This window comes from Streptomyces sp. N35 (assembly GCF_016464295.1).
Lineage (GTDB): Bacteria > Actinomycetota > Actinomycetes > Streptomycetales > Streptomycetaceae > Streptomyces.
In genome coordinates, this window is the sequence record NZ_JAEIMH010000049.1 from 23,245 (window position 1) to 43,879 (window position 20,635).

At 71.1% G+C, this 20,635-nt stretch carries 18 protein-coding genes; 6 read left to right on the forward strand and 12 right to left on the reverse strand.

Annotated features, from left to right (window positions below; translation table 11 throughout):
* Positions 1-176 precede the first annotated feature (176 nt).
* Complete coding sequence (locus JAO81_RS25255) at positions 177-593, forward strand: pyridoxamine 5'-phosphate oxidase family protein (protein ID WP_199550218.1); 417 nt, start codon at positions 177-179, stop codon at positions 591-593.
* Positions 594-722: 129 nt separating this feature from the next.
* Here the strand turns inward: JAO81_RS25255 and JAO81_RS25260 are convergent, their stop codons facing one another.
* On the reverse strand, positions 723-2,252 hold the full coding sequence (locus JAO81_RS25260) for a protein kinase (RefSeq protein WP_199550248.1): 1,530 nt from the start codon (positions 2,250-2,252) through the stop codon (positions 723-725).
* A gap of 368 nt (positions 2,253-2,620) precedes the next feature.
* Here JAO81_RS25260 and JAO81_RS25265 point away from each other — a divergent pair, with 368 nt between their 5' ends.
* Both JAO81_RS25265 and JAO81_RS25270 read left to right on the forward strand, forming a co-directional pair.
* On the forward strand, positions 2,621-4,237 hold the full coding sequence (locus JAO81_RS25265; protein WP_199550219.1) for a protein kinase: 1,617 nt from the start codon (positions 2,621-2,623) through the stop codon (positions 4,235-4,237).
* A 107-nt stretch (positions 4,238-4,344) separates the two neighbouring features.
* Positions 4,345-4,758: a hypothetical protein gene (locus JAO81_RS25270; RefSeq protein ID WP_199550220.1), complete on the forward strand. Its 414-nt coding sequence runs from the start codon at positions 4,345-4,347 to the stop codon at positions 4,756-4,758.
* Between the two features lie 88 nt (positions 4,759-4,846).
* Here the strand turns inward: JAO81_RS25270 and JAO81_RS25275 are convergent, their stop codons facing one another.
* The 9 genes from JAO81_RS25275 to pdhA form a co-directional block, all read right to left on the reverse strand.
* On the reverse strand, positions 4,847-5,383 hold the full coding sequence (locus tag JAO81_RS25275) for a bacterial proteasome activator family protein (RefSeq protein WP_199550221.1): 537 nt from the start codon (positions 5,381-5,383) through the stop codon (positions 4,847-4,849).
* 120 nt (positions 5,384-5,503) lie between these two features.
* On the reverse strand, positions 5,504-6,160 hold the full coding sequence (locus tag JAO81_RS25280; protein WP_199550222.1) for a hypothetical protein: 657 nt from the start codon (positions 6,158-6,160) through the stop codon (positions 5,504-5,506).
* 137 nt (positions 6,161-6,297) lie between these two features.
* A complete protein-coding gene (locus tag JAO81_RS25285; protein WP_199550223.1) occupies positions 6,298-7,281 on the reverse strand; it encodes an NAD(P)H-quinone oxidoreductase in 984 nt (327 codons plus the stop codon).
* Positions 7,282-7,477: 196 nt separating this feature from the next.
* Entirely contained in the window at positions 7,478-8,584 is a 1,107-nt protein-coding gene (locus tag JAO81_RS25290) for a TrkA family potassium uptake protein (protein WP_233415899.1), read from the reverse strand.
* Entirely contained in the window at positions 8,572-10,095 is a 1,524-nt protein-coding gene (locus tag JAO81_RS25295; protein WP_307813660.1) for a molybdopterin molybdotransferase MoeA, read from the reverse strand. Before JAO81_RS25295 ends, JAO81_RS25290 begins: the two co-directional genes overlap by 13 nt.
* The gene (locus JAO81_RS25300) at positions 10,092-11,222 is read right to left on the reverse strand and encodes an NTP transferase domain-containing protein (RefSeq protein ID WP_199550224.1); all 1,131 of its coding nucleotides are present in this window, start codon (positions 11,220-11,222) and stop codon (positions 10,092-10,094) included. The genes JAO81_RS25295 and JAO81_RS25300 overlap by 4 nt, the downstream gene beginning before the upstream one ends.
* A 228-nt stretch (positions 11,223-11,450) precedes the next feature.
* Positions 11,451-12,875, reverse strand: a complete 1,425-nt coding sequence (locus tag JAO81_RS25305; RefSeq protein ID WP_199550225.1) for a dihydrolipoamide acetyltransferase family protein — start codon at positions 12,873-12,875, stop codon at positions 11,451-11,453.
* Positions 12,875-13,909 (reverse strand): alpha-ketoacid dehydrogenase subunit beta, encoded by a 1,035-nt coding sequence (locus JAO81_RS25310; RefSeq protein ID WP_199550226.1) that lies wholly within the window; start codon positions 13,907-13,909, stop codon positions 12,875-12,877. The genes JAO81_RS25305 and JAO81_RS25310 overlap by 1 nt, the downstream gene beginning before the upstream one ends.
* Complete coding sequence (gene pdhA / locus JAO81_RS25315) at positions 13,906-15,024, reverse strand: pyruvate dehydrogenase (acetyl-transferring) E1 component subunit alpha (RefSeq protein ID WP_199550251.1); 1,119 nt, start codon at positions 15,022-15,024, stop codon at positions 13,906-13,908. Before pdhA ends, JAO81_RS25310 begins: the two co-directional genes overlap by 4 nt.
* Before the next feature lie 229 nt (positions 15,025-15,253).
* On the opposite strand from pdhA, the gene JAO81_RS25320 reads away from it, so the two are divergent.
* Both JAO81_RS25320 and JAO81_RS25325 read left to right on the forward strand, forming a co-directional pair.
* The gene (locus JAO81_RS25320) at positions 15,254-15,796 is read left to right on the forward strand and encodes an Lrp/AsnC family transcriptional regulator (RefSeq protein ID WP_374194344.1); all 543 of its coding nucleotides are present in this window, start codon (positions 15,254-15,256) and stop codon (positions 15,794-15,796) included.
* Between the two features lie 241 nt (positions 15,797-16,037).
* Complete coding sequence (locus JAO81_RS25325; protein ID WP_199550227.1) at positions 16,038-16,241, forward strand: hypothetical protein; 204 nt, start codon at positions 16,038-16,040, stop codon at positions 16,239-16,241.
* A 12-nt stretch (positions 16,242-16,253) separates the two neighbouring features.
* Here JAO81_RS25325 and JAO81_RS25330 read toward each other — a convergent pair whose 3' ends face one another.
* Together JAO81_RS25330 and JAO81_RS25335 are read right to left on the reverse strand one after the other, a co-directional pair.
* A complete protein-coding gene (locus JAO81_RS25330) occupies positions 16,254-16,844 on the reverse strand; it encodes a TetR/AcrR family transcriptional regulator (RefSeq protein ID WP_199550228.1) in 591 nt (196 codons plus the stop codon).
* A complete protein-coding gene (locus tag JAO81_RS25335; protein WP_199550229.1) occupies positions 16,841-18,481 on the reverse strand; it encodes a 3-hydroxyacyl-CoA dehydrogenase in 1,641 nt (546 codons plus the stop codon). Before JAO81_RS25335 ends, JAO81_RS25330 begins: the two co-directional genes overlap by 4 nt.
* Positions 18,482-18,680: 199 nt before the next feature.
* Here JAO81_RS25335 and paaN point away from each other — a divergent pair, with 199 nt between their 5' ends.
* Entirely contained in the window at positions 18,681-20,402 is a 1,722-nt protein-coding gene (gene paaN, locus JAO81_RS25340; protein ID WP_199550230.1) for a phenylacetic acid degradation protein PaaN, read from the forward strand.
* The last annotated feature ends 233 nt before the right edge of the window (positions 20,403-20,635 follow it).

Below are 20,635 nucleotides of genomic sequence, written 5' to 3' on the forward strand. Positions count from 1 at the left end.
CGGAAACGCGCTGAGCCGCCCCCGGCCCCCCTGAGCCCGTCGGGGGGCCCCGCCCCCCCCGACGCCTTTCGCTTGTTCTGCGCCGCTTTACCGCGGCTTTATTCGGGACTTACGTCCCCGGCCACGAGGGGCGGGTGCCCCTTTCCCGACACCGCGTCGTCGCGGACAGTGGAGACATGTCCACCGATGAGAACCGCGCCCTCGATCTGCTGTCCCACGTCCCGCACGGGCGCGTGGCCACCAGCATGCGAGCGCTGCCCTTCCTCGCCCTCGCCCGGCACATCGTCGTGGACGGCACCCTGCTGCTGCGTATGCACAAGGGCTTCGGCTACCACCAGGCCTGCATCGGCAGCGTCGTCGCCTATGGCGCCGACAATCTCAACTCCGGCGCGGACGGCCTGTGGTCCGTCCAGCTCGTGGGCCTGTGCGAGGCCATCGAGCCGACCGTCGAGCAGCTCCAGCTCTTCGGTCCCGCCCCGCACTTCGTGGACGGTGCGCTGTTCGAGCCGGTGTACATGCGCATCCAGCCGCAGGTGGTGACGGTGCACAGCATGAACGGGGCCTACACGCGGCAGCTGCAGCAGGTGCTCTAGGCACGGACGACGCGGACGTCGAGAAGGGGCCGACCACAGCGCGTGGTCGGCCCCTTCTCGTATGCCTGCTGCTTCTCGTACGCCTGCCGCTTCTCGTACGCCCGTAGGCCGTACGCCCTGAATCCGGGCTCAGCCCTCGGCGGGCGGGTCCGTGTCCGCGTCCGTGGTCGGCGGGTCCTCCGGCGTCGTCGGCGGGTCCTCCGGCGTGGTCGGCGGGTCCTCGGGCTCCGTCGTCGGGTCGTCCGTGGGCGGCTCGGTGGTCGGCGGCGTCGTCGTGGGCGGCTCGGTGGTCGGCGGCTCGGAGGTCGCTCCGTCCGTCGTCTGGTTGCCGCCCGTGCCGCCCGGCTCCGTCTCCTCTTCCGTCGTCTTGTCGTCCGTCGGCTCCTTGGACTCCTCGGACTGGGTCACGGACGTCGGATTCACCGGCTTCTGCGGGTCCTTGTCCTTGCCCTGCGACAGCGCGTACGCGACACCCGCGATGACGGCGATCACCGCGAGCGCCACGAAGATCCAGAGCTTGCCGCGGCCGCCGCCCCGGTTCCCGTCCCCGTCGTAACCGCCGTCGTCGTATCCGTCGCTGCCGGATCCGCGCGGGATCATCGGCTGCACCGGGATCTGCGACGTACCGCTGTCGGGGTGCCCGAGCCCGGGCGAACCCATGGCCGGGGTGCCGGCGCTCTCGTGCATCAGGACCGGGCCCGTGTTCCACGTGCCCGTGTGGCCGCCCTGCTCCTGCAGCATCTGCAGGGCGTACTGGACCAGGCCGCGCATCTCCTCGGCGCTCTGGAAGCGGTCGTCCGGCTCCTTGGCCAGCGCGCGCATCGCGAGGCCGTCGAGCTCCGGCGGCACCCCGTCCGACATCTCGGACGGCGGGATCGGCATGTCCTGGACGTGCTGGTAGACCACCGAGAGCGGGGTCTCACCGGTGAACGGGGGCCGCAGCGACAGGAGTTCGTAGAGCAGACAGCCCGTCGCGTACAGGTCGGAGCGGTGGTCGACGGCCTTGCCGAGCGCCTGCTCCGGGGAGAGGTACTGGGGCGTGCCCATGACCATGCCGGTCTGCGTCATGGTGTTCGACGCACCGTGCAGGGCGCGGGCGATACCGAAGTCCATCACCTTCACCGCACCGGTGTTGGTGATGATCACGTTGGCGGGCTTGATGTCGCGGTGCACGATGCCGTGCTGATGCGAGTACGCGAGCGCTTCGAGCACACCGGAGACGATGATCAACGCCTGGTCGGGGCCCGGGGCTTCGGCGTTCAGGAGCAGATCGCGGATCGTGCGGCCCTCGACGAGCTCCATCACGATGTACGGGATGGTGTTGCCGCCGAAGAACTCCTCGCCGGAGTCGTAGACCGCCACCACCGCATGGTGGTTGAGTCCGGCCACCGACTGCGCCTCACGCGTGAAGCGGGCCTTGGAGACCGGGTCCTCGGCGAGATCGGAACGGAGCAGCTTCACCGCGACGGTACGGCCGAGCCGTACGTCCTCGGCGCCGAAGACTTCGGCCATGCCACCCCGGCCGAGTCTGTGGGTCAGACGGTAACGACCGTCTCCGACCAGTCCTCCGTTGCCCCAGAACTCAGGCGTATCCGACATTCCGCCGCCGCCAGTCGCCTCGGGGTCGGACGGGCCCTGAGCGCGCTGCTGGTCCATCAGTCCTCGCCGTCGTTTCCTGTCGTCCTGCTCGCCTTGGCCGTATTCCGCCGCAGTCAGCCACATCGGGCTGCGCTCCGCCGCTTTGATCCGCCACGGTGAACAAATTGCGACGGGGTCGTGCCTACGGTCTCCGTCGAGCCACGCTACAGCCTTTGCGCAGCACGTCGGTTGAGATGGACCGGCCATCAAACCCTCAGCGGGGCTTCCTGGGCAAATCCTGTGCGGGCTCCGTAACGCTTACAAGACGGTTCTTGCGCGTACGGTCACGGAACGGGCACCCGGCTTGACGTGTCAGTGGCCTACGGCAGACTTGGCCCGAAAAGCAAGGGATCTTCGCGCACTTGGGCGCCGATGGGGGACGCAGCGACATGAGCCAGGACGGCGCACACGGCGGCCGGTACACGGGGCGCTCCCTCGCGGGCGGCCGCTACCAGCTGCGGGACCTCCTCGGCGAAGGCGGTATGGCCTCCGTACACCTGGCGTACGACGCGACGCTCGACCGTCAGGTGGCGGTCAAGACGCTGCACACCGAGCTCGGCCGTGAGCAGTCCTTCCGCGAGCGCTTCCGGCGCGAGGCGCAGGCGGTGGCCAAGCTCACCCACACCAACATCGTCTCCGTCTTCGACACGGGCGAGGATGCGCTCGACGGCTCGACGATGCCGTACATCGTCATGGAGTACATCGAGGGCCGGCCGCTCGGCTCGGTGCTCGACCAGGACGTCGCGCAGTTCGGCGCGATGCCCACGGACAAGGCGCTGAAGATCACCGCCGATGTGCTCGCCGCGCTCGAGATCAGCCATGAGATGGGTCTGGTCCACCGCGACATCAAGCCGGGCAACGTGATGATGACCAAGCGCAATGTGGTCAAGGTCATGGACTTCGGCATCGCGCGGGCCATGCAGTCCGGCGTCACCTCCATGACCCAGACCGGCATGGTCGTCGGTACGCCCCAGTACCTCTCGCCCGAGCAGGCGCTCGGCCGCGGCGTCGACGCCCGCTCCGACCTGTACTCGGTCGGCATCATGCTGTTCCAGCTGGTCACGGGCCGGCTGCCCTTCGAGGCGGACTCGCCGCTGGCCATAGCGTATGCACACGTACAGGAGGAGCCGGTCGCTCCTTCCTCGATCAACCGCTCGCTGCCGCCGGCGGTGGACGCGCTGGTGGCCCGCGCGCTGAAGAAGAACCCGAACGAGCGTTTCCCGACCGCCGAAGCGATGCGCGACGAATGTCTGCGCGTGGCCCAGTCCTTCCAGGCCTCGGCCCCTTCGATCGTCCCCGGTTCGCCGTCCGCCGCCGGATCGGGCGTCGGCTCGGCCGTCTTCCCGCCGGTCGGCACCCCGGCGCCCGGCGTGGGCGGCGTCCAGCAGCCCTACACCCCGAACCCGTACGGCCCGGCGACGCCCGCACCCACCCCGGGCTACGGCTACCCGCAGCAGGCCGGCTACCAGACCCCGGCCCCGGCGGCGTACAGCCCGCAGCAGGGTTCGTCGACCCCGCCGCCGTACAACCTCTCGCCGCAGACCTCACCCATGTCGGCGGGCGCGAACGGCGGTGGCGGCCGCCGGAACAACAAGTCGGTGATCATCGGCGCGATCGTCGTGGCCCTGCTCGCGATCGGCGGCCTGATCACGGCCCTGACGCTCAACGGCGGCGACAAGGAGCCGGAGGCCAAGCCTTCGGAGTCGGTGGGGACGGGCCACAAGGGTCCGGACACCACCAAGAAGATCGACAAGGAAGAGTGCACCGAGCCCCGGGAGGGGCAGGACCCGCAGAAGATCGTGGTGCCGAACTTCCGGTACAAGAACCTCGACTCGGTGCAAGCCTGCCTGCAGGCATCCGGCTGGACCTACAACAAGAAGGACTTCCAAGAGAACACGTACGGCAAGGACACGGTGATGGAGCAGTATCCGGAACCGGGTGACGAGGTCCGCGAGGACGAACTGGACCTCACGCTGGAAGTGTCGACGGGCAACCCGCCGCAGTAATAACGCAGTTCAGTGGCTGGTCGCACATCCTGAGCACCCTCTTGACGTGAACATGAACGCCTCTTAGATTACGCCGGTCCAAATGGCGATCACGGGAGGAAACAATGATGGGCAGACGGGCCACTATCGCGCTGGCCGCTATTGCAGGTGCTTTCATCGTCCCAGCAGTCGCGACCCCGGCCGCTGCTGCCTACGGGGGCTGCGGCACGACCGGTGCTTCGGGCAGCATCCGCTTCACGTGGTCCGGGAAGTACCGAATGAACGACCTTGAAATCAGCGTCAAAGACACCCTGTCGGATGGGCATCACGCAGCGATTCGCCTGGTGACCATCCGAAACGACGGCTCCACCAAGTACTGGCCCTGGCGCCGCAACTACGAGGGAGCCGGCGTCACCTCGCACTGGTTCACCTACGCCTACGACACGAACGGCATCAGGACGGCGCTGGTCGAAGTAGCCAGGTTTGAAGGTAGCGATTTGCTCAACCTGTGCGGTGGCGGCTACGTCGACAACCCGAACTGATGCCCCAACCCAACTGAGACCGTTGCGTCCATAGTTGTGCGGGCTCGACCCAGGTGCGTGGCCGAGCCCGCTAACGGTACGTCGCCAACTACAGGTACGGCCCCCCGGAACGGCCCGCAGGGCCCTCCTCGTCGTCGTGGCCGCCGACGCCCGGGGGCAGCGCGCGGCGCATCTGTTCCAGTTGGGCGCGGGCGGCCATCTGCTGGGCGAACAGGGTGGTCTGGATGCCGTGGAAGAGGCCCTCCAGCCAGCCCACCAACTGGGCCTGCGCGATCCGCAGTTCGGCGTCCGTCGGCGTCGCCTCGTCGGTGAACGGGAGCGACAGACGCTCCAGTTCCTCGACCAGCTCGGGCGCGAGACCGTCCTCGAGCTCCTTCACGGAGCTGGTGTGGATCTCCTTCAGGCGCGCGCGGCTCGCCTCGTCCAGAGGTGCCGCCCGCACTTCTTCGAGAAGTTGCTTGATCATGCTGCCGATCCGCATGACCTTGGCAGGCTGCTCGACCATTTCCGTCACCGGGACCTCCCGGGACTCGTCGTCGCCGCCTCCGCCGAGAGCCATTCCGTCCTGGCCCACGACCAGGATCTGGGGGTTCTCCGGTGACCTGTCGTTCCTCGGCATCTCCATGCCGCCATTCTCTCGCACACCCGACTCACATCACGGTGGTGCCCCCGTTCTACCGAGATCCACCCTGTACGCGGGGTGCGTGCGTGTCGAGATGCCCGGTCGGCCCGTGCCGTTCGCCGTTCAGCCCCGACGCAGCCGCAGGGCAAGGAACCCGAGCCCCAGACCGATGAGCACAAGCCCCGTGCCCACCGGCAGCACATGCAGCGCCGGATCCGTGCGAGGCCCGGACGCCGCCTGCGCGGGCGCATCCGGATCCGGTTCCGCCACCACATCGCGAGCCGCGGCGTCGCGGGGCGCATGCCCTGCGGAGTGGTGCTGAGGAGCCGCGCTGGTACGAGGGGACGCCGGCGTGGGCGTCGGCTCACCGGCGGGAGCGGGGGCTCGGGGCGTCGCCGCTCCGGAGTTCGCCGCCTCGGATGCGGAGGGCGAAGAGGGCGGAGAGGGCGAGGAGCTCTCACCGGCCGCGGGGGAGTCCGGCGGGGTGCCGACCGCGGCCGACGCATCCGCCGGTCCCTCCGAGGCGCTCGGCGTGGGGCCGCCGGGCGTCGGTGAAGCCGAGGCGGACGGGTCCGGCAGGGCCGGAGCGCTGGGCGTGGGCTCCGGTGCGAGGCGCCCGGGCCGCTCACGCCCCTCGCCGGCGCGGCTGCCCGCACGGGAGGGATCCGGCTCGGGCGTGGCGGACTGTTCCTGAGGCGCCGGCTGCTGCGCGTACACCGGAGAAACCGGCACCCACGTCAGCAGCAGGAAGAGCGCCAACGCTCCGAGCCGTGGAGCCATGAGGTCGACCCCTCCCCGTCCGAGTCGCCAAGAAGCCGGTGATGCCAGCGTCACACGGGGTGACAAATCCGGCATCCCGGCTGATTCCTGGCTACCCGGAACGGGTGGCTGTCATGTCGCGCACGGGGACACGCCCGCTATCGCGTGAGCGTGAGCAGCACCTTCCCCACATGCCCGCTCTCCTCGAGCACCCGGTGCGCCGCTGCCGCCTCGCTCGCCGGCAGCGTCCGGTCGACCACCGGCCGGACGCGGCCCGCGCCGATCAGCGGCCAGACGTGCTCGCGTACGGCCGCGACGATCGCCGCCTTCTCGCCGAGCGGGCGCGCCCGCAGCGAGGTCGCGGTGATCGCGGCGCGCTTGCTCAGGAGCGCGCTGAGGTTGAGCTCTCCCTTGACGCCGCCCTGCAGACCGATGATGGCGAGCCGCCCGTTCACGGCCAGCGCCTTGATGTTCCGGTCCAGGTATTTGGCGCCCATGATGTCGAGGATCACGTCCGCGCCCGCGCCGTCCGTCGCCCGGCGCAGTTCCTCGACGAAGTCCTGCTCGCGGTAGTCGATGAGGATGTCGGCGCCGAGCTCGGCGCAGCGCTCCAGCTTCTCCTTGCCGCCGGCGGTCACCGCGACCTTGGCGCCGATGGCCTTGGCCAGCTGGATCGCCATGGTGCCGATCCCGCTCGCGCCGCCGTGGACGAGAAGCGTCTCGCCGGGGCGCAGATGGGCCACCATGAACACGTTGGACCAGACGGTGCAGACGACCTCCGGCAGCGCGGCCGCCTCGACCAGACCGACGCCGTCCGGAACTGGCAGCAACTGCCCTGCCGGTACGGCCACTTGCTCGGCGTATCCGCCGCCCGCGAGCAGCGCGCACACCTCGTCGCCCACGGACCAGCCGCTCACGCCGGGGCCGAGCGCGCTGATCCGCCCGGAACATTCGAGGCCCGGATACGGGGACGCCCCGGGCGGCGGGTTGTAGAAGCCCTGCCGCTGCAGCAGATCTGCACGGTTGACCGCGCTCGCGGCCACCTCGACGAGGACTTCGCCCTCACCGGGTACGGGATCGGGGACCTCGGCCCACTGGAGCGCCTCGGGTCCGCCGGGTTCGGGGATCGTGATCGCATACATGCGGGCGAGGCTACTCGCCCCGCGCGTACGGCGGTTGAGCCAGGCCCGGGCCGTTGCTGCTGGGCCCGGGCCGTTGCCGCTCGGCCCGGACATTCACTGCTGGGCCCGGCCCGTCTCCTGCTGGCCCGGGCCGTTCACTGCCGGCCCGGGCCGTTCACCGCTTGGCCGGGCCGTTCACCGCGTGGCCAGGGGCCGTCTACTGCTGCGGCAGCGGCCGGGTGTCCGGGGGCTGCGGGGTGGACGGGGTGGCCCGGACGATGGTGATCAGGCGGTCCGTCAGCTGCAGCGGCGACGCCGAGGGGTCGTCGTAGGCGAGCAGTCTGTGCCCGCGCAGCACGCTGACCACCAGGTCCTCGGTCTCCCGCACGCTCTTGCCGACCTCGGCCTTTATCACCGGCCGCTCGACCAGATCGAGTCCGGAGCCCTGCTGGATGAGGTCCTCCATGACCGTGCCCGCGCTGGGGCTGAGCACCGACAGGCCGAGGAGCCGGCCGGCCGCGCTGGCGCTGGTGATGACGGCGTCGGCGCCGGACTGCCTCAGCAGCGGCGCGTTCTCCTCCTCGCGGACCGCCGCGACGATCTTCGCCGAGCGGTTCAGCTGGCGGGCGGTGAGCGCCACCAGGACGGCCGTGTCGTCGCGCTGGGTGGCGATGACGACCTGGCGGGCCTTCTGCAGTTCGGCGCGGAGCAGGACGTCGCTGCGGGTGGCGTCGCCGGCGACACCGACGAAGCCCTCGGCGGTGGCGGCCTCGATCACCTTGTTGCTGGGGTCGACGACCACGATCTGCATCTTCTTCAGACCCGTGGCGCACAGGGTCTGGATCGCCGAGCGGCCCTTGGTGCCGAAGCCGACGACGACAGTGTGGTCACGCAAGGCAGACCTCCAGCGGTTCAGCCGCCACTCCTCCCGGGTGCGTTCCGTGAGGACCTCGAGAGTGGTACCGACCAGGATGATCAGGAAGAGCACACGCAGGGGTGTGATGATGAGGATGTTGACGAGCCGTGCCACGTCACTGGCGGGGGCGATATCGCCGTAGCCGGTGGTGGAGAGGGTGACGGTCGCGTAGTAGAAGGCGTCGAGGAGATCGACTTCGCCGTCGACGTTGTCGTTGTAGCCGTCATGGTCGAACCAGACAAGCAGAGCGGTCGCGACAAGGATGGACAGCGCCATCGTGACGCGCTTGGCGACCTGCCGCAGCGGGCGTTCGACGACCCGCTTGGGTAGATGGATCCGGCCGTTGGTGAGGCGCTCGTCGGCATTGCGCGCCATCACATCGCTGCCGTGTTGTTTCACGTGAAACAGCCTCCCGGCAAAGGAGCCGAGAGCGGCGAGAGCGCCCAGGGCAGATCGAGAATCTCCAGCTCCTGGCCGGGCTTCGCACCGCCCGGCGGTACCACCACGAGTCCGTCGGAGGCGGCGATGCCGCGCAGCATGGCAGGCCCGTTGTAGTGCAGCGGTACGGCTTCGTCGCCGTGCAGGACCACGGGGACGAGCCGGGTGTCGTGCGGGTGGCCGTGGATCTCGTCCCTGGTGGGTGCGTGATACGGCTCGACCGCCGGGTGACCGGAGAGCTTGCGCAGCAGGGGCTCGGCGAGGGTGAGCAGTCCGGAGACGGCGGCGAGCGGGTTGCCGGGCAGGCCCACGAGATGGCGTCCACCGGGGAGTTGAGCCAGCAGCATGGGGTGGCCGGGGCGGACCTGGACGCCGTCCACGAGGAGCTCGGCGCCGAGGCGTCGCAGGGTCGGATGGACGTGGTCGACGGGGCCCGAAGCGGTACCGCCGGTGGTCACCACGAGGTCGGCGGGGGACTCCTTGACGGCCTTCAGTACGGCCTGTGCGTCGTCGCCGAGCCGGCGGACCGCGATGACCTCGGCGCCGAGGCTGCGCAGCCAGGGCGGGAGCATCGGGCCGGGCGCGTCGCGGGTGAGGCCTTCCTGGGGGGGCCCCTCGGTGAGCAACTCATCGCCCAGGATCAGCACTTCGGCCCGCGGCCGGGCAACGACCACGAGTTCGTCGTAGCCCGCCGCGGCCGCGAGTCCGAGCACGGCCGGGGTGACCAGGGATCCGACGGGCAGCAACTGGTCGCCGCTGCGGCACTCCTGGCCGCGCGGCCGGATGTCCTGGCCGTGCACGACCTCGCGCTGCGGATGCAGCCCGCCCTTGTCGTCGGTGATGCCGTGCTCGCTGCGCAGGACGGCGGTGGCCTCCTGCGGTACGCGGGCGCCGGTGGCGATCCGTACCGCCTCACCGTCGGCGAGCGGGCGGGGGCGGGCGTGACCGGCGAGGATTGCCTCCTCGCGGACGTCCCAGGGGCCGGGGCCCGCGACCGCCCAGCCGTCCATGGCGGAGGTGTCGAAGGAGGGCAGGTCGGTGAGGGCGGTGAACGGGGTGGCAAGGATCTGGCCGAGTGCCTCGTCGAGAGGGACGGGGGCGGCGTCGCGGCGTGGCGCCCGTCGGGCGGCCTCGGCGGCTCGGGCGCGGGCCTCGGGCCAGGACGTGGCTCGGGGGTGGTGGTGCTTCTCCTTGTGCCCCGGCTGTGCGGGACCACCGTGCGTACCCGGCATCGACGGAGCCGCCTGTGCTGCGCGGCCCGCCTGACCTGCCGGCTCGGGTGTCCGGCCACCGGGGATCGGGTCGGGGCCCGAACCCGCCCTGGCGGAGGCCTCGTTGACGAGCGCGAGGGCCTCGTCGACCTCCGGGTCACCGTCGTCGACGGGGCCGGCCGGGGCGTATCCGGTCTGCGCGGAGAAGCGCCGGGGCGGCGCGGTGTCCGGCGTACGGCGGCCCGGTCCGGGCGCGGGGTGCCCGCTCACTCCGCGTCCGGCGTGGCGTCGGGGTCCGCCGGCTTGCTGTCGGGCCGGTCCTCGTCGGCCCAGCGGGCGGCGAGAGCGACGGCCTTCCGCGTCGCCTCGGCGGCGGCTTCGGGGCCGCCGCCCCGGCGCGCCGCCCCGGTGCCGCGCCGGAGGGGCGGCGACCGCGCCGCGCGCCTGGCCACGCCGTGCGCGGCGTCGCGCGCGAGGTCGAGGAGCAGGGCGGTGTCGACGTCCAGGTCGAGACCCAGTTCGTCCTTGACTGCGGTGATCCATTCATCCAGCACGCGTTCATGCTCCCTGATCCGTGCCCGGGCCGCGGCGATGTCCTCCCAGGTGTCGCAGTCGAACGCGGCACGGGAGCCTTCCGGCTCGGTCACCCGGGTGAGCGCGAGTCCGGTGGTGAGCAGTCTGAGGGGCAGCCCGGTGAAAGAGCCGTGTTCGGCGCGCAGTCGGTCGAGACCGTGACGCAGCGCACTGCGGCGGTAGACGGCGACGAGGGGCTGGTCGTGGCCGGTGGGGTCGGTGAAGAGGGCGCCGTCGAACGGGGCCCCGGCTGCCGTTTCGGCCGCGTGGAGCGCGCCGATGAGGAGGTCCACGGCCGGCTCGGCGAGGAAGGGGAGGTCCGAGGAGAGGACGAGGACGGGCCGGTCATCCGCGGTACGGTCCGGGTCCGCTGTGCGCTCCGGGCCCGCCGTGCGGTCGGGGCTCGCTGCGTGGCCTGGGTCCGGTGCATGGCCTGGGTCCGCTGCGTGGTTCGGGCTCGCTGCGTGGTCTGAGTCCGGTGCGTGACCTGGATCCACTGCGTGGTCCGAGTCCCCCGCGTGCTCCGACTCCTCTGCGTGGCCCAGCGACCCTGCGTGTTCCAGTGCCCCTGCCTGTTCCAGCGCCTCAACTCCCGCCGCCAGCGCGGCAAGCGGCCCCCCGCCCGCCGGCTCCTCGCGCGCCCACACCACGGGCCGGACCGTGGGCCGCGGCGGCGCGACGACGACCGTGGTGCCCGCCGCGGCGCAGGCGGTGAGCACCCGGTCGAGCAGCGGTCGCCCGCCCACCCGCACGGCGGGCTTGTCGACTCCCCCGAGGCGCTTGGCCGCGCCCCCGGCGAGCACTACGGCGTCATACGAGGTCATCCCCCGAGTATGGGTGCGCGTTGGATCATTGCCACCCCTTCGAACGACCTGGGTACGACGGGACTTCCGTCACCGGGCCCCGAACGGCGGCACCTTCCTGTGGTTACGGAGACAGTCGCCTGGGCGTGAGGCGGCACTCCTCAGTACGTACGTAGACGGTCACGGGAGCGTACGAAGGCGCTCTCCCGTGCGTACGGAGGCACTCGGCACGCCCCCGTACGCACCAGGTCACAGCGACCGCAGCAGCACCGCCGGCTGCTCGACGCAGTCCGCCACGTACCGCAGGAACCCGCCCGCCGTACCGCCGTCGCACACCCGGTGGTCGAAGGTCAGCGACAGCTGGACCACCTGGCGTACGGCCAACTCCCCCTGGTGCACCCAGGGCTTGGCCACGATCCGCCCGATCCCGAGCATCGCGGCCTCGGGGTGGTTGATGATCGGTGTGGAGCCGTCGACGCCGAACACCCCGTAATTGTTCAGCGTGAACGTGCCGCCGGTGAGATCGGCCGGGGTGAGCCGCCCCGCCCGGGCCTCCTCGGTCAGCCGGGCGAACTCACCGCTCAGCGACTCGGCGCCCCGGGACTGCGCGTCCTTCACCACCGGCACGACGAGCCCGCGCTCGGTCTGCGCGGCGAAGCCCAGATGCACCCGGTCGAGCCGCACGATCTCGCGCGCGGCCGTGTCCACCGTGGAGTTGAGCTCCGGGTAGCGGTCCAGCGCGGCCGTGCAGATCCGGCCGAAGAGCGCGAGCAGCGAGATCTTCGGCCCGCCCACCGCGTTCATCGCGGCCCGTGCGTTCATCAGCTCGGTGGCGTCGGCGTCCACCCAGACGGTCACCTCGGGGATCTCGCGCCGGCTGCGGGACAGCTTGTCGGCCACGGCTCCGCGCACCCCGCGCAACGGAGTCCGTGTCTCCCCCTGGGTGCGTACGGGCTCGGCCGGTACGGCGGCGGTCCGCTGTCCGGCCGCCCGTACAGCGTACTCGACATCGGCGCGCAGGATCAGCCCGTCCGGTCCTGATCCGGTCAACTCCCGCAGGTCGAGGCCGTTCTCACGCGCCAGCCTGCGGACGAGAGGAGAGATCACCGGGACGGGACCCTCGGCCGCGAACGGACCGCCGGGCCGGCCGGTGGGCGTCTGCCCCGGAACCGCGTCGAGCGGCGCGGGACCGACAGAAGGCGCCGGACCGACAGAAGGCGCCGGATCAACCGCAGGCGCCGGATCAACCGACCGCGCGGAACCAGCAGGCGGCGCGGAACCAACACCGGACGAAGCCGCCCGCACCCGTCGCCGACGGGCAGGCGCGGCGCCCGTCCCGTACCCGACCAGCACGTTCCCCGACCCCTCGGCCTCACCGTCCACCGACGAGGAAGCCGTATCCGCGGACTCCGCGTCGGAAGGAGCCGAAGCCCCCACCGCCACCGTCAACAGCGGCGCGCCGACCGGCAGTTCCGACCCCTCCTCACCGAAGCGGGCCGTCACCACCCCCGCGTAGGGGCAAGGCACCTCGACCATCGCCTTGGCCGTCTCCACCTCGACCACCGGCTGGTCGATCGCGACCACCTCGCCCACGGACACCAGCCAGCGGACGATCTCCGCCTCCGTGAGGCCCTCGCCGAGGTCGGGCAGCTTGAACTCAAGAACCTGTGCCATCAGCCGACTCCCCCTTCCGACTCCCACTGCAGCCGCGCCACCGCGTCCAGGATCCGGTCGACCCCGGGCAGATGGTGGCGCTCCAACATGGGCGGCGGATACGGGATGTCGAACCCGGCGACGCGCAGCACCGGCGCCTCCAGATGGTGGAAGCACCGCTCGGTGACCCGCGCGGCGATCTCGCCGCCGGGGCCGCCGAAGCCACCCGACTCGTGCACGACCACCGCACGCCCAGTCCTGCGCACGGACGCGCAGACCGTCTCGTCATCGAACGGCACGAGCGAGCGCAGATCGACGACTTCGAGGTCCCACCCCTCGGCCTGCGCGGCCTCGGCCGCCTCCATGCAGACCGGGACCGAGGGCCCGTACGTGAGCAGCGTCGCGCTGCGACCCCGTCGGCGCACCACGGCCCTGCCTATCGGCTCAACGGACGTGGGCGCCTCGGGGTTCCAGGAATCCTTCGACCAGTAGAGCCTCTTGGGCTCCAGGAAGATCACCGGGTCGTCGGAGGCGATCGACGCACGCAGCAGGCCGTACGCGTCCTCGACCGTGGCCGGCGTGACGACATGCAGGCCAGGGGTCGCGATGTAGTACGCCTCGGAGGAGTCGCTGTGGTGCTCGACGCCGCCGATACCGCCGCCGTACGGCACACGGATGGTCAGCGGCAGACTCATCGCGCCCTTGGTGCGGTTGCGCATCTTGGCCACATGCGAGATCAGCTGCTCGAACGCCGGGTACGCGAACGCGTCGAACTGCATCTCCACGACCGGCCGCAGCCCGTACATGGCCATACCCACCGCGGTACCGAGAATCCCGGCCTCGGCGAGCGGGGTGTCGGTGACGCGGTCCTCGCCGAACTCCTTCGCGAGCCCGTCGGTGATCCGGAAGACCCCGCCGAGCGCGCCGACGTCCTCGCCCATCACATGGACGGACGGATCCTCGGCGAGCGAGTCCCGCAGCGCCCGCTGCAGGGCCTGCGCCATGGTGGCGGGCTTCGTCCGGGGGGCCCCCGAAAGGCCGACTGCCGTGCTCATCGCTCCTGCTCCGCTTCCAGCTCGGCCCGCAACTGCTCGGCCTGCTCGCGCAGTTGGGTGGTCTGCCGCGCGTATACGTGGGTGAACAGATCCATCGGATCGAGCACCGGATCCGCGTTCATCCCCTGGCGCAGCGCGGCCGCGAACTCCTCCGCGGAGTCCCGTACGGCCTTGATCCGCTCGTCGTCGAGCAGCCCGCGGCCGGTCAGCTCCCGCTCCATCAGGGCGATCGGGTCATGCGCGCGCCAGGTCTCGACCTCGGCGTCGTCGCGGTACCGGGTCGCGTCGTCGGCGTTGGTGTGCGCGTCCATGCGGTACGTCACGGCCTCGACGAGGGTCGGACCGTGGCCCGCGCGTGCGTTCCGTACCGCCTCGCTCAGGACCTCGTGCACCGCGGCCGCGTCATTGCCGTCGACCAGGCGGCCCGGCATCCCGTAGCCGACGGCCTTGTGGGCCAGCGACGGGGCGGCGGTCTGCTTGGCCAGCGGCACGGAGATCGCGAAGCCGTTGTTCTGCACGAGGAAGACGACGGGGGCCTTCCACACGGCCGCGAAGTTCAGCGCCTCGTGGAAGTCGCCCTCGCTGGTGCCGCCGTCGCCGACCATGGCGAGCGCCACGACATCGTCGCCCTTGAGGCGCGCGGCGTGCGCGAGGCCCACGGCGTGCGGGAGCTGGGTGGCGAGCGGGGTGCTCAGGGGGGCTATGCGGTGTTCGTACGGGTCATAGCCGGTGTGCCAGTCGCCGCGCAGCAGACCGAGGGCCTGCACGGGGTCGAGCCCGCGGGCGACGGCGGCGAGGGTGTCGCGATAGCTGGGGAAGAGCCAGTCCCGCTCCTCGAGGACCAGGGCGGCGGCGACCTCGGCGGCCTCCTGGCCCGTGGTCGAGGGGTAGACGGCGAGGCGGCCCTGCTTGGTGAGGGCGGTCGCCTGCGCGTTGTAGCGCCGGCCGCGCACCAACTCCCCGTACAGCTTCAGCAACAGAGCGGAGTCGGGCTTGTCCGCCGCACTCGTGCCCAGAACCCGGTAAGGCTCCGGGTCCGGCAGCAGCGGGGCAGGGTCCGTGCGGGGCTTCCAGGCGGGCGGCGGCGTGGGCTGGTGGACCCCCCGCTGCTCCATCACCGGTGTGCCGTGTTCTGTACGCGTGGACACCGCTTGCACCTCCTTGTGGGAGCGGCTCGGCGGCTCCTCGTGGGAGCTGCCTCGGCAGCGCGGTTGTGATGCGCCTCACCAACCGATTGTTCGGTCGCCGACACATTTTGGCTACAGGCCCCTCCAGGCTGTGGACAAACGGTTCTCCACAGCCTGGGATAGATGCATTACGTCCATGGTAGGGAGGCGGGGGGACATGGCATCTGAACGAATGGCCGAGGACGGATCCTCGAGGCCCCCGGAGGCCGCGCAGACCGGGGGCGTACCGGACTCCCCCGAGACCGAGATCCCGCCGCGCCCGCTGGACTCGATCGACCGGTCGATCCTGCGAATGCTGCAGACGGACGGTCGCGCCTCGATACGCTCCGTGGCCGAGCACGTCCATGTCTCACGCGCCAATGCGTACGCCCGTATCAACCGCTTGATCGAGGACGGCGTGATCCGTGGCTTCGGCGCCCGGGTCAACCACGAGCGCGCGGGTCAGGGCGCATCCGCCTACATCACCCTGAAGATCGTCCAGAACTCGTGGCGCACGGTCCGCGAGCAGCTGCGCGCGCTGCCGGGAGCGGCCCATATCGCCCTGGTCAGCGGCGACTTCGACGTTCTGCTCCTGGTCCACACCCCGGACAACCGCACCCTGCGCGAGCTCGTCCTGACCAGACTCCAGTCCATGCCGGAGATCCTGAGCACGCGCACGCTCCTGGTCTTCGAGGAGACGGATCTGGATCCAGAGGCCTAGGCCTGGTCATGACGGGTCCGGATACGGAGGAGCGCCGGGCCCGCGCATGACGGGCCTGGATACGGAGCCCCAGGCCCACGCCCGACGGGTCTGGATCCCGGGGCCGGAGCGACGCATCATGGTGGCCATGACCGCATCGAGCACCGAGTGGATCACTGTCGCGGCGTACGAGAACGCGTCCGGCCGCCCGACGCCCATGGCGGCCCTCCGCGCTTGACTGCGTGACCGCGGCATCGACTGGATGCCTTTCGCCCAGGACGAGATCCGCTGTGATCACCTGTGCGGCATCGGCCCCGACGGGCACTGGCACGGCTGGTTCGCGGTCCATGTCGACGGCGCCGCCCTGCGGCGGTCCGGACTCCACCCCGACCAGCCCAGCGCCATGGTCAACGGCCCCTCACCGCCCGGGTGGTGGCATGCCGCGGCGGAGCGGCACGCCCGCTGAGCACCGAAACGCTCAGTCCTCGACCCGCAACCCGCGGAACGCCAACTGCACCACCGCGTCCGCGATTTCGGCCTCGTCCGCACCCCGGGCCTCCGGGCGGAACCACTCCACCAGCGAGTTGATCATTCCGAAGAGCAGCCGGGTCGCGAGCCGGGCCTCCACGTCACCGCGCAGATCGCCCTCGGCGATGGCGGCCTTGAGGAGATCGGCGACCCGGTGGTCGAAGTCACGGCGGCGGTCCATCGCCCAGCGCTCGGTCTCGGTGTTGCCGCGGACGCGCAAGAGCAGTGTCACGTACGGGAGTTCGGTGGTCAGAACGCCGACCATGCGCCGTGTGACGTGCTCGAGCCGGTCCACCGCACGGCCCTCGCGCGCCTCGGTCTCGTCGAGGATGCCGAAGAGCCCGTCGAGCGCACGGCTCACGGCGCGGCGCAGGAGCTCCTCCTTGCCTGCGACGTGGTGGTAGATCGAGGACTTGGAGATCCCGGCCGCCTTGGAGAGGTGCTCCATGGAGGTGCCGTCGTATCCGCGCTCGATGAAGACCTGGACGGCTACGGCGAGGAGCGTCTCGGGGGTGTAGGTGTCGCGTCTGGCGGTGGTCATCGGTGGTCCTCGGCGATCTTGGCGGTCCCGCGGTGGTACAGCCCGACCGAGGGCCCGTAGCGGCCCGTCGGATGGGCCTGGTGCAGCTCATCCAGTACGTTCACGAAGGTCAGGTCCCTGCTGCTGTCGGACCACGCGAGCAGTCCCACCGGGTAGTTGACCCCGAGCCGCATCGCGGTGTCGATGTCGTCGGCGCTCGCGATCCCCCGGCCCGCCGCGTCCGCGGCGAAATCGACGAGCATCGCGACCGTCCGGGCCACGACAAGACCGGGAACATCGCCGAGCAGCGTCACCTTCTTGCCCAGGGCCTGGAAGAACCCCGTCGCCTCCGCGACCGTCCGCTCGGACTCCTGCGGGCCCGCCCCGAGCGCGATCCGGGTCGCGGCACGGTAGTCGAAGGACCAGTCGAAGTGCACACCATCGGGGTACGCGCCCGGGAACGAGCCATCGGCAAGGAACAACCGCCCGCCGCCGGGCAGTTTGATCAGCGCTTCGTGATCGTCGTCCTCGAAATCGACCTCGATGCCGGCCTCCTGGGCCATCTGCACCAAGGGTTTGGCGATCCCCAGGTCACCGCGGACGGTGATGCTCCGCGGCGCGTCGGCGGGCGGCTCGGTGCGCGGCTCGGGACGCGCCGCCCCCTCCTCGTACGAGAACCATCCCTGACCGGACTTACGGCCCAACCGGCCCGACTGGACGAGCCGTTGCTGCGCGAGGGACGGCGTGAACTTGGGGTCCTGGAAGAAGGACTCCCAGACCGAGCGCGTCACCGCCTCGTTGACGTCCTGGCCGATCAGATCGGTGAGCTCGAAGGGCCCCATCCTGAAGCCGCCGCACTCGCGCAGCACCGCGTCGATGGTGGCGGGATCGGCGGCGCGCTCCTCGTACAGGCGGAACGCTTCCGCGTAGAAGGGGCGGGCGATGCGGTTCACGATGAAGCCGGGGGTGTCGGCCGAGCGGACCGGGGTCTTGCCCCAGGCACGGGCGATGCCGTACGCGCGTGACGCGGCGGCCTCGTCGGTCGCGTACCCGCTGACGATCTCGACGAGGGGCAGCAGCGGCGCGGGGTTGAAGAAGTGCATGCCGACGAACCGGCCGGGGACGCGCAGGGCGCCGGCGATCGCGGTGACGGAGAGGGAGGAGGTGTTCGTGGCGAGCAGGCACTCGTCGGAGACGGTCTTCTCCAGCTCCCTGAAGAGCTCCTGCTTCACGGCGAGTTGCTCGGTGACGGCCTCGATGACCAGGCCGCAGTCGAAGAGCGCGCCCAGGGACGTCACGGGCACGAGCCGCGAACGTGCCTGGTGGCGGGCGCCGGAGGTGAGACGGCCCTTCTCCACCAGCCTGTCCAGGCGCGCGGTGATGTCCCCGACCGCCTCCTTGGCCCGGCCCGGCGCCGCATCGTGCAGATACACGTGATGGCCGGCCAGGAGCGCGACCTGGGCGATGCCCTGGCCCATGGTGCCGGTGCCGATCACGGCCACGGACAAGGCGGCCGGCGCGGGCACGCGGTCCTGCACGGGCTCGGACTCGGGAACGCGGTCCTGCGCGAGCCCCGACTCGGGAACGCGGTCCTGCACGGGCCCTGACTCGGGAACGCGCTCCTGCTGCTCCGAGGCGGCGCGGTCGCTTGCTGTCATGTCCGCGATCCTCCCGTATGGGTTTTCCACAGGTTCCCCGGACCCCCTTGTCCCGACCGATCGTTCGGTTACTCTAGCTCTCGTCGCACCTCCCTGCCCAGCAGCTCTCACCGCGGCGCCGCCCAGCAGCGCCGCACGCCCGTCACCGTCCCAGCTCACCGGTTCACCGTCGAACCGGCATGAGGAGGAGTTGGTCTCCATGGCCGCCGCCGAGCTCACCGCTCAACAGCTGACCGAGAAGCACAACCCCACGCTCTTCAAGGCGCTGGACGCCATCGCCACGCGCGCCTACTGGTCGCCGCACCCCGAGCACCCCAAGGCGTACGGAGAGGGCTCCCCCTTCGAAGGCAGCCTGAGCGCCGCCGACGGCAAGGCCGCCTTCGACGCGCTGCTCGGCAGCCGGTTCGACCTGGGCCAGCCGGGCACCGACGGCTGGACGGGCGGCTCCGGGAGCGGTGAAGTCTCGCCGTACGGCATCGAGTTGGGCGTCGAGTATCCGCACGCGGATCCCGACGTGCTGCTGCCCGCCATGCGCGCGGCGATCCCGGCCTGGCGCGACGCCGGACCGGAGCTGCGCGCCGTCGTCTGCCTGGAGATCCTGGCGCGGATCAGCGCGCGCACCCATGAGTTCGCGCACGCGGTCATGCACACCAGTGGCCAGGCCTTCATGATGGCGTTCCAGGCCGGCGGGCCGCACGCCCAGGACCGGGGCATGGAGGCGGTCGCGTACGCCTATGCCGAGCAGGTGCGCACGCCGGGTGCGGCGGAGTGGAGCAAGCCGCAGGGCAAGCGGGATCCGCTCAACCTGAGCAAGCAGTTCACGGCCGTGCCGCGCGGCATCGCGCTGATGATCGGCTGCAACACCTTCCCGACGTGGAACGGGTATCCGGGCCTCTTCGCCTCCCTCGCCACCGGCAACCCGGTGGTGGTCAAGCCCCACCCGCGCGCGGTCCTGCCGCTCGCGCTCACCGTGCGGGTGGCCCGCGAGGTCCTCGGCGAGGCCGGCTTCGACCCCAACCTCGTGTGCCTCGCCACCGAGAACCCGGGCGAGGGCATCGCCAAGACCCTGGCCGTACGGCCGGAGATCCGGATCATCGACTACACCGGCTCCACCGCCTTCGGCGACTGGCTGGAGACCAACGCCCGCCAGGCACAGGTCTACACGGAGAAGGCCGGCGTCAACACGGTCGTCATCGACTCGACCGCCAACTACAAGGGCATGCTGTCCAACCTGGCTTTCTCCCTCTCCCTCTACAGCGGCCAGATGTGCACGACCCCGCAGAACCTGCTGATCCCCCGCGACGGCATCACCACGGACGCGGGCCCCAAGTCGTACGACGAGGTGGTCACGGACATCGCCGGCGCGGTCTCCGGACTGCTCGGCGACGACGCCCGGGCGAATGCGCTGCTCGGCGCGCTGGTCAACCCGGATGTGAAGGCCCGCCTGGAGGCGGCACCCGGCCTCGGTGAAGTCGCCCTGGCCACAAGGGAAGTCGAGAACCCGGAGTTCCCGGGCGCGGTCGTGCGCACACCGGTGATCGTCAAGCTCGACGGCACCAAGCCCGACGCCGAGGCCGTGTACCTCAGCGAGTGCTTCGGCCCGGTCTCCTTCGCGGTCGCGGTCGACTCGTCGGCGGACGCGGTGGAGCTGCTCCGGCGCACGGTGCGGGACAAGGGCGCGATGACGGTCGGCGCGTACACCACGTCGGACGAGGTGGAGCGCGCCGTGGAGGAGGCCTGCCTGGAGGAGTGCGCCCAGCTCTCGCTGAACCTGACGGGCGGGGTCTACGTCAACCAGACCGCGGCCTTCTCCGACTTCCACGGCTCGGGCGGCAACCCGGCAGCGAACGCGGCCCTGTGCGACGGAGCGTTCGTATCGAACCGGTTCCGGGTGGTCGAGGTACGCCGAGAGACCACCTGAGCCCCACGCACTGAGGGTGCGGGGCGGGGGGCGCCGGCGTGTTGGGGGTGCAGCAGGCACCTCAGCCTGCTAGCGGGGTGCAGGGGGCGCAGCCCCCGCTGGGGTGCTTGGGGCAGCGCCCCAAGAAAACAACCCGCCCCGCCCCGCGGGGGTCCGGGGGGGGGGCCCCCCCCCTCGGGGGGGGGGGGGGGGGGGGGAGGAGCCCGCCCCCCGGGCCCCCCCCCCCCCCCCCC